Source organism: Frankia sp. CeTa3Moorea, from assembly GCF_978021225.1.
Genome location: NZ_CDXDOR010000046.1, coordinates 27,417 through 35,516, shown reverse-complemented (window position 1 = coordinate 35,516; position 8,100 = coordinate 27,417). Strand labels below are relative to the sequence as shown.

5 protein-coding genes are annotated in these 8,100 nt (G+C 72.0%); all 5 read right to left on the bottom strand.

Features of this window, described 5'->3' with window-relative positions; all coding sequences use genetic code 11:
- Positions 1-1,396, bottom strand: a 1,396-nt coding sequence (locus tag AC08OV_RS10760) for a MiaB/RimO family radical SAM methylthiotransferase (protein WP_476619614.1), incomplete at its 3' end; no start/stop codon positions are given.
- Between the two features lie 4 nt (positions 1,397-1,400).
- Positions 1,401-2,270 (bottom strand): helix-turn-helix domain-containing protein, encoded by an 870-nt coding sequence (locus AC08OV_RS10755; protein ID WP_476614062.1) that lies wholly within the window; start codon positions 2,268-2,270, stop codon positions 1,401-1,403.
- 106 nt (positions 2,271-2,376) lie between these two features.
- Positions 2,377-4,890, bottom strand: coding sequence for an FtsK/SpoIIIE family DNA translocase (locus AC08OV_RS10750; RefSeq protein ID WP_476614061.1), 2,514 nt, complete (start codon positions 4,888-4,890; stop codon positions 2,377-2,379).
- 408 nt (positions 4,891-5,298) lie between these two features.
- Positions 5,299-6,984 carry a ribonuclease J gene (locus tag AC08OV_RS10745; RefSeq protein ID WP_462202571.1) on the bottom strand — a complete coding sequence of 562 codons (1,686 nt, stop codon included), beginning with the start codon at positions 6,982-6,984 and terminating at the stop codon, positions 5,299-5,301.
- A complete protein-coding gene (dapA, locus tag AC08OV_RS10740; protein ID WP_476614060.1) occupies positions 6,981-8,036 on the bottom strand; it encodes a 4-hydroxy-tetrahydrodipicolinate synthase in 1,056 nt (351 codons plus the stop codon). The genes AC08OV_RS10745 and dapA overlap by 4 nt, the downstream gene beginning before the upstream one ends.
- Positions 8,037-8,100 lie beyond the last annotated feature (64 nt).

The window sequence follows — 8,100 nt, the reverse complement described above, 5'->3', positions numbered from 1 at the left end:
CCCCCACCCCGAGGCGCTCCGGCCCGTCATCCGCCGCGCCGCCCGGGGACAGTCGCACGGCGCAGCCACCGTCGACCTCCGCCTGCTGGTGGGCGGCGCAGCCGGTGGCCAGACCACCGGCGACCTCCTCCACCAGAACCTGTACCCGGGAGCCGATCCGCGCGTCCGCCCGGGCGGCGGTCAGCTGCTCGACGAGGTCGGTGACGCGTACCCGCCGACGCTCGATCAGCTCATCGGGGATCTTGCCCGTCAGCCCGGCGGCCTCGGTACCCTCCTCGTCGGAGTAGCCGAACACGCCGACGGCGTCGAGCTCGGCGGCCTCGAGGAACTCCGTGAGGATGTCGACATCCTCGGGGGTCTCCCCCGGGAACCCGACGATGACGTTGGATCGCGCCCCCAGGTCGGGCGCCAGCGCGCGGGCGCGGGCGAGCAGGTCGAGGAAGTGCCCACTGCCGCCGAAGCGGCGCATCCGGCGCAGCACCGGCGGGCTCGCGTGCTGGAAGGACAGATCGAGATAGGGCGCGAGGCCCGGAGTGGTCAGCAGCACCTCGAGCAGCGACGGACGCATCTCGGCGGGCTGCAGGTAGACCGTGCGCACCCGGACGATGCCCGACACCGCCGCGAGTTGCGGCAGCAGCTTCTCCAGCGCGCGCAGATCCCCGAGGTCCTTGCCGTAGGAGGTGGAGTTCTCGCTGACCAGGACCAGCTCGCGGGCACCCTGACCGGCCAGCCATTCGGCCTCGGCGAGCACGTCATCGGGCGACCGCGAGACGTGGGAGCCGCGGAACGACGGGATCGCGCAGAAGGCGCAGCGCCGGTCACACCCGCTGGAGATCTTCAGGACGGCGACCGGCCCGGTCGTCAACCGCCGGCGCAGCGGAACGGCTCCGGCGGGCACCGCGCCCGGCGGGAGAGCGGGCGCGGCCCGGTCCACCGGGGTGATCGGCAGCATCGTCCGCCGGTCACGCGGGGAGTGCGCGGGCACCGGGGTACCGGCCAGCACGGCCGCGAGGTGCGTGGCGATGTTCGGATAGGCATCGAATCCGAGGACCGCGTCCGCCTCGGGCAGACTCTCGGCGAGCTCGGTTCCGTACCGCTCGGCCAGGCAGCCCACGGCCACCACCGCGCGCGGACCCGGGCCGGCGCCGTCCGCGGGACCGGACGGACCGCCACCGGCCCGCAGGTCGTCCGCCGCAAGCAGGGCGTCGATGGAGTCCTTCTTCGCCGCGTCGACGAATCCGCAGGTGTTGACGAGCACGGCGTCGGCGTCGGCGGCGTCGGAGACGAGCTCCCACCCGTCCGCGCCGAGCCGAGCGGCCAGCTCCTCCGAATCCACCTCGTTCCGGGAACAACCGAGCGTGATCAGAGCTACCCGGCGATGGAGACGTGTGGACACCAGGTCAGGCTACCGGGGCCGGCGCGGGCGGTGGCGCGGCCACGAGACCGCTACGCTGTTCGTCGCCGACCTCGCAGGCGCCGGAAGCGGCGGCGCTCACCCGGATCGTCACGACCTGCCCGGGTCCGCCCGGCGCCCCGAGGCTCCTGCCGTTACATGACACATCGACCGCACCGGCATTGCCCACCTTGATGTGCAGGGCCCCCGACGCCGTCACCGTCCGGCTGTCGCCGGACTGCAGGAGCTGGGAGAGCAGGACCTGCTCGGCGTCGTCGCGCACCTCCAGCCAGCTCTGCGCGCCGCGTACCGCCAGGACGACGTTCACCCCTGTCGGCGCGGGCGTGGTCGCGGTGGGAGCGGCCGGGCTCGTCGAGGCCGGCGGGACGCTCACGGTCGGGGTGAGCCCCACGGCCCCGCCCGGCCCCGGCGCGGCCCTGTCGTCCGAGGAATCGGAGGAACCTGGCAGCAGCAGCGCGAGAGCCGCGATGACACACACCACGACCAGCGAAACGATCATTGCCGGACCCCACCGGAACCCGTCGCGCCGCCGGCGGGACTCCCCGCGCAGCGGATCGAACTCGGCCGAGGGGACGATCATCAACGGGCCGGTCTGGTGCTCGTGCGAGGCGTCGTAGGCCGCCAGCACCGGCCCGGGATCGAGCCCGAGGGTGGTGGCGATGCTGCGCAGATGCCCGCGGGCATACACCGTGCCGCCGCACTGCGAGAAGTCGTCCTGCTCGATCTGATCGATCAGACCCGCCCTGACCCGGGTGCGCTCGCTGACCTGGGAGACCGTGAGACCGCGGTCACGCCGTGCCGCCGCCAGGATGGACCCGACGCTGTCCCGCGGCTGCGGACCGTCCACGGACTGCATGAGCGAACCTCCGCAACCGTCTTTTCCGCCTACCGTGGACGCGAGGCCTTCAGTTTACGGCGCGTCCCCCGGCGCTGAAAGCGGGGACGTTCCATCGGAGGCTTCCTCATCCGTTACGCAGGGTTATGAGCAGACCCTCCAACTCGTCCGGCATGACCAGCACGTCACGCGCCTTCGAGCCCTCACTCGCGCCGACGATGCCCCGGCTCTCCATCAGGTCCATCAGCCGCCCGGCCTTCGCGAACCCGACCCGCAGCTTGCGCTGCAGCATCGAGGTGGAGCCGAACTGCGTGCTCACCACGAGCTCGACGGCCTGCAGGAAGAGCTGCAGATCGTCTCCGATCTCCTCGTCGATCTCCTTCCTGGCCTCGCCGCCAGCGTCGAACACGTCCTCCCGGAACGCCGGCGGCGCCTGTTCCTTCGTGTGGTCGACGATGGCCGCGATCTCGTCCTCGGAAACGAAGGCACCCTGGATACGGGCGGGTTTGCCCGCTCCCATCGGCAGGAAGAGCGCGTCCCCCAGGCCGACGAGCTTCTCCGCGCCGGCCTGGTCGAGGATCGTCCGGCTGTCCGCCAACGACGCCGTCGCGAAGGCGAGCCGGGACGGCACGTTCGCCTTGATCAGGCCGGTCACCACGTCGACGGAGGGCCGCTGGGTGGCGAGCACCAGGTGGATGCCCACCGCCCGGGCCATGGCGGTGATCCGGCAGATAGAGTCCTCGACGTCGCGCGGCGCCACCATCATCAGGTCGGCGAGCTCGTCGACGATGGCCAGGATGTAGGGGTAGGGCACGTAGACACGTTCGGATCCCGGCGGGGCAGCGATCTCACCGTTACGCACTTTGCGGTTGAAGTCGTCGACGTGACGCACCCCGCACGCGGCGAGGTCCTCGTACCGGTTCTCCATCTCCTTCACGACCCATTGCAGCGCATCGGCCGCCTTCTTGGGATTCGTGATGATCGGCGTGATCAGATGGGGAATACCCTGGTAGTTCGTCAGCTCGACCCGCTTGGGGTCCACCAGCACCATGCGCACCTGGTCAGGGGTGGCCCGGGCCAGCACCGAGGTGATGAGGGTGTTGATACACGTCGACTTGCCGGCTCCGGTCGCCCCGGCGATGAGGATGTGCGGCATCTTGGCCAGGTTGGCGAGCACGTAGCCGCCCTCGATGTCCTTGCCGAGACCGACAACCAGCGGATGCGGGTTGCCGGTCGCCTCCCCGCTGCGCAGGACGTCGCCGAGCGACACCAACTCCCGGTCGGTGTTGGGAATCTCGATACCGACCGCGCTCTTGCCCGGGATCGGACTGATGATCCGCACGTCCGGGCTCTTCACCGCGTACGCGATGTTCTTCGTGAGCTGGATGATCCGCTCGACCTTGACCGCGGCACCGAGCTCGACCTCGTAGCGGGTGACCGTCGGTCCCCGGGTGAAGCCGGTCACCTGGGCGTCCACTTTGAACTGGGCGAACACGTCGGTCAGCGAGGCGATCACCCCGTCGGTCGCGGCCGAGCGGGCCTTGGGCGGCGTACCGGAGCGCAGCAGGGTCGGCGACGGCAGCCGGTAGTCACCGTCGGCCGGGGGGACCAGATGCTCGATCTCGCCGCCGAAGTCCGCGGAACCCGGACCGGGGACACCGGTCGCGGTGTCCGCCGCACCCGCGGTCGCCCGGGCTGTCCGGGTCCGGGCCCTGCGCGGCGGACCGGAGGCGGCCCCCGCTACCGGTTCCCCGCCACCGGCGGCCGCACCGCCCGGATCGGGGGCCGTAGTCACGTAGCCGGTGTCCGCCTCCGGGCCGGCGAGCTCGCCGAACAGGTCGAGGGCGAGGTCCCCGGCGGGCGGCCGGGCGGCATCGGCGACGTCGAAGACCTCGCCATCACCCGGGGGCGTTCCCCCGGGCGGGGTCGCCTGACCGCCGCGCCGACGCCGGCCCGTACCCGCCGCCCCGGCCGCGAGCAGGCCGTCGGACAGCTCCGAATCGTCCTCGGGGTCGTCGCGGAAGTCCTCGTCCTCGTCGTACTCGCCGGCGTCCCGGGCGGGACCGCGCACCCCGATGGTGAGCCGATCGACGAGCTCACCGAGCCGCTCGGGCACCTGGCGGACAGGGGTCGCCGTGATGACGAGAACGCCGAAGAACGTCAGCAGCAGCAGCAGCGGAACGGCGACGTACGGCGTCACCGCGCTGGCCAGCGGGAGGCCACCGAGCAGCCCGACGAAGCCACCGGCCGCCCGCATCCGGGCGACGCCGTCCGAGAAGTCGGGCAGGCCACGAGCGATGTGCACCATGCCGAGCAGACCGACGGCGACCGCCGTCCACCCGATCACCACCCGGCCCCGGCTGCCCGGATCGGTCGGGGACCGGACCAGCCGCCACGCGGCGCCCAGGCCGAACAGCGGCAGTGCCCAGGCGCCGGCGCCGACCAGCAGCTCCAGGACCGCGGCCACGTACCTCCCCAGCGGCCCGGCGGCGGAGAACCACACCGAGGCGCCGGCCAGGATCGCCCCGCCGAACGCGGTCAGGCCGAGCCCGTCACGCCGGTGCCCTGGATCGATGTGCAGCTCACGGGCGCCCCGGCCGGCCCGGCGCAGCACGGTGCCCAGCGCCGTCGCCGCGCCCATCCACAGCCGGTAGACGCTCTTGACGACTGTCTGGCCGATCAGCAGCGACAGCGGGGGGCGACTCGCCCGGGCCGGTGGACGGGCCGGTGTCCTACCGCGGCCGGCCGCGCGGGACCCGCCTGACCGGCCGGAGCCGCCTGACCGGCTGGAGCCGCCCGACCGGCCGGAGCTGCCCGACCGGCCAGCCGCCGTCGATGCGCGTGCCTGGCCGCCCTGACCGCCGCCTCGCGGGGTACCTTCACCCCGCGAGGTGCCTTGACGCCCACCACCGCCCCCCGGCCGGGACGTGGCCGTCTCCGTCTGCGCACGCGTCCGCGCGCCACTGGTCCGTGTGGCCACCGTCGAAACGGTACACACGAGCGTGCCCGAGTACTGGCAACCCCGACGAACCGGGCGCGCCGCAACGCCTCAGACCTCGAGAACCACCGGAACGATCATCGGGCGGCGCCGGTAGTTCTCGTTGACCCAGCGACCGACCGTGCGCCGCACGAGCTGCTGCAGGGCCGTCAGATCGTTCATCCCGGTGCGCATCGCGTCCACCAGCCCGTCGCTGACCAGTTTGGAGACGGAGTCGAAGGTGCCCGGCGCATCGGAGAAACCGCGGGCAGAGAGATCCGGGCCGACGACGACCTTGCCCGCCGCGGCGTCCACCACGACGGTGATCGTGATGAAACCCTCCTCGCCGAGGATCCGGCGGTCCTTCAGGCTCGGCTCACCGACGTCCCCGACCGCGGCGCCGTCGACGTAGACATAGCCGCAGGGAACAACGCCGGTGATCCGCGCCCGGCCGTCGAGCAGGTCGATGACCATGCCGTCCTCGGCGAGCACCACGTGGTCCGGGGGCACCCCGGTCGCCTCGGCGAGCTTAGCGTGGGCCCGCAGGTGCCGCCATTCGCCGTGGACCGGCATGACGTTGGACGGCCTGGTGGCGTTCAGGACGTAGAGCAGCTCGCCCGCCGGGGCGTGACCCGAGGTGTGCACCTTCGCCACGCCCTTGTGAACGACCTTGGCGCCGTAGCGGGTCAGCCCGTTGATCACCCGGAACACCGCGTTCTCGTTGCCGGGGATGAGGCTGGAGGCGAGCACGACCGTGTCGCCGGCCTGGATGCGGATCTGGTGATCCCGGTTGGCCATCCGGGACAGGGCCGAGAGCGGCTCCCCCTGGGAGCCCGTGGAGATCAGGCAGATGTTGCGGTCCGGCAGCGCGTCCACGTCCCGGGCGTCGACGATCAGACCCGGTGGCACCTGCAGCAACCCGAGGTCGCGGGCCACTCCCATGTTGCGGACCATCGACCTGCCCACGAAGCAGACCGACCGACCGTGCTCCTCGGCCGCGTCGAGCACCTGCTGCACCCGGTGCACATGGCTGGCGAAGCAGGCGATGATGATCCGGCGGGTCGCCTCGCGGAAGACTCCGTCGAGCACCGGGGCGATCTCCCGCTCGGAGGTGACAAACCCGGGCACCTCGGCATTGGTCGAGTCGGACAGCAGCAGGTCCACACCCTCGCGGCCGAGCCGCGCGAAGCCCCCCAGGTCGGTCAGCCGGCCGTCGAGCGGCAGCTGGTCCATCTTGAAGTCGCCGGTGTGCAGGACGAGCCCGGCCTCGGTGCGGATGGCCACGGCCACGGCGTCCGGGATGGAGTGGTTGACCGCGAAGAACTCGCACTCGAACGGCCCGAAGGCGTGCCGCTCCTCCTCCCGGATCTCCTGAGTGACCGCCTTGACGCGGTGCTCGGCGAGCTTCGCGTTCATCAGCGCCAGGGTGAGCCGGGTGCCGATCAGCGGGATGTCACGCCGTTCCCGCAGCAGGTAGGGCACCGCCCCGATGTGATCCTCGTGTGCGTGGGTGAGGATCACCGCCTCGATGTCGTCGAGGCGATCCCGGATGGCGGTGAAGTCGGGCAGGATCAGGTCGATCCCCGGCTGGACGTCCTCCGGGAACAACACCCCGCAGTCCACGATCAGCAGCCGGCCGGCGTGTTCGAAGACGGTCATGTTGCGACCGATCTCCCCGACCCCACCGAGCGGGATGATCCGCAGGCCGTCCGCGCGCAGCGGCGGCGGCGGGCCGAGGTCGGGATGCGGATGGCTCATGAGACCTCACCCGCCGCGGCGACGGCCAGTCCGACGGACGAGGCGGGCCCGGACGAGGCGGGCCCGGACGAGGCGGGCCCGGACAAGGCGGGCCCGGACAAGGCGCCGGCCGGCGCGCCCGGTGGCCCGGCGACGTCGAGGACCGCCTCGGCGAGGTCCGCCCGCAGCCGCGCGACCTCGGCGGGAGCGGCGTCCACCAACGGTGGCCGGACCGGCCCCGCGGGCAGCCCGGCCAGCCGCAGCGCGGCCTTGGCCAGGATCACGCCCTGGCTGCGGAACATTCCTTCATACGCGGGCAGCAAGCCCTGATGCAGCGCGATCGCCCGACCCACCTCACCGGCCCCGAAGGCCTCGATCATGGCACGGATCGCGGGTGCGGCCACGTGCCCGACAACACTGATGACTCCGCAGGCCCCGATGGACAGCAACGGCAGGTTGAGCGCGTCGGTGCCGGAGTAATACGCCAGACCGGTCCGCGCCAGCACCCAGGAGGATGCGGGCAGATCGTCCTTAGCGTCCTTGACCGCGACGATACGCGGGTGTTCGGCCAACCGCACCAGAGTCTCCGACGCCACCGGGACCCCGGTCCGGCCGGGGATGTCGTAGATGACGACCGGTAGCCCGGTCGCCTCGGCGACGGTGACGAAATGCCGCAGCAACCCGGCCTGCGGTGGCTTGTTGTAGTAGGGCGTCACGACGAGCAGGCCGTGCGCGCCCGCGGCTTCGGCGGCCCGCGCCAGTTCCACGCTGTGCGCGGTGTCACTCGTCCCGACACCGGAGATCACGCGGGCGCGGCTTCCCACGGCCTCGACGACGACCCGCACCAGGCGGTCCTTCTCCTCGTCGGTGGTCGTCGGAGACTCCCCGGTGGTGCCGTTGACCACGAGCCCGTCGTTGCCGGCGTCCACCAGACGGTTCGCGAGCTCCGCGGCACCCGCCTCATCGAGACCGCCGTCCGCCCGGAACGGCGTGACCATCGCTGTGATCACGCGCCCGAACGGCGCCGGCGGCAACATTGACATACCGGTCACGCTAGACAGCACCTCCGACATCACCTCTGGCGACCGACATCACCCGCCGGACCGCCGAACCTCCGCGTTCACTCCTCCGACACCG

What these genes read in the sequence shown, in the direction of transcription:
- dapA (WP_476614060.1), bottom strand. Translation starts at nt 8,036, where the DNA reads ATGTCGGAGGTGCTGTCTAGCGTGACCGGTATGTCAATGTTGCCGCCG.
- AC08OV_RS10755 (WP_476614062.1), bottom strand. Translation starts at nt 2,270, where the DNA reads ATGCAGTCCGTGGACGGTCCGCAGCCGCGGGACAGCGTCGGGTCCATC.
- AC08OV_RS10750 (WP_476614061.1), bottom strand. Translation starts at nt 4,890, where the DNA reads ATGGGCGCGGCGACGGCGCTGGGCACCGTGCTGCGCCGGGCCGGCCGG.
- AC08OV_RS10745 (WP_462202571.1), bottom strand. Translation starts at nt 6,984, where the DNA reads ATGAGCCATCCGCATCCCGACCTCGGCCCGCCGCCGCCGCTGCGCGCG.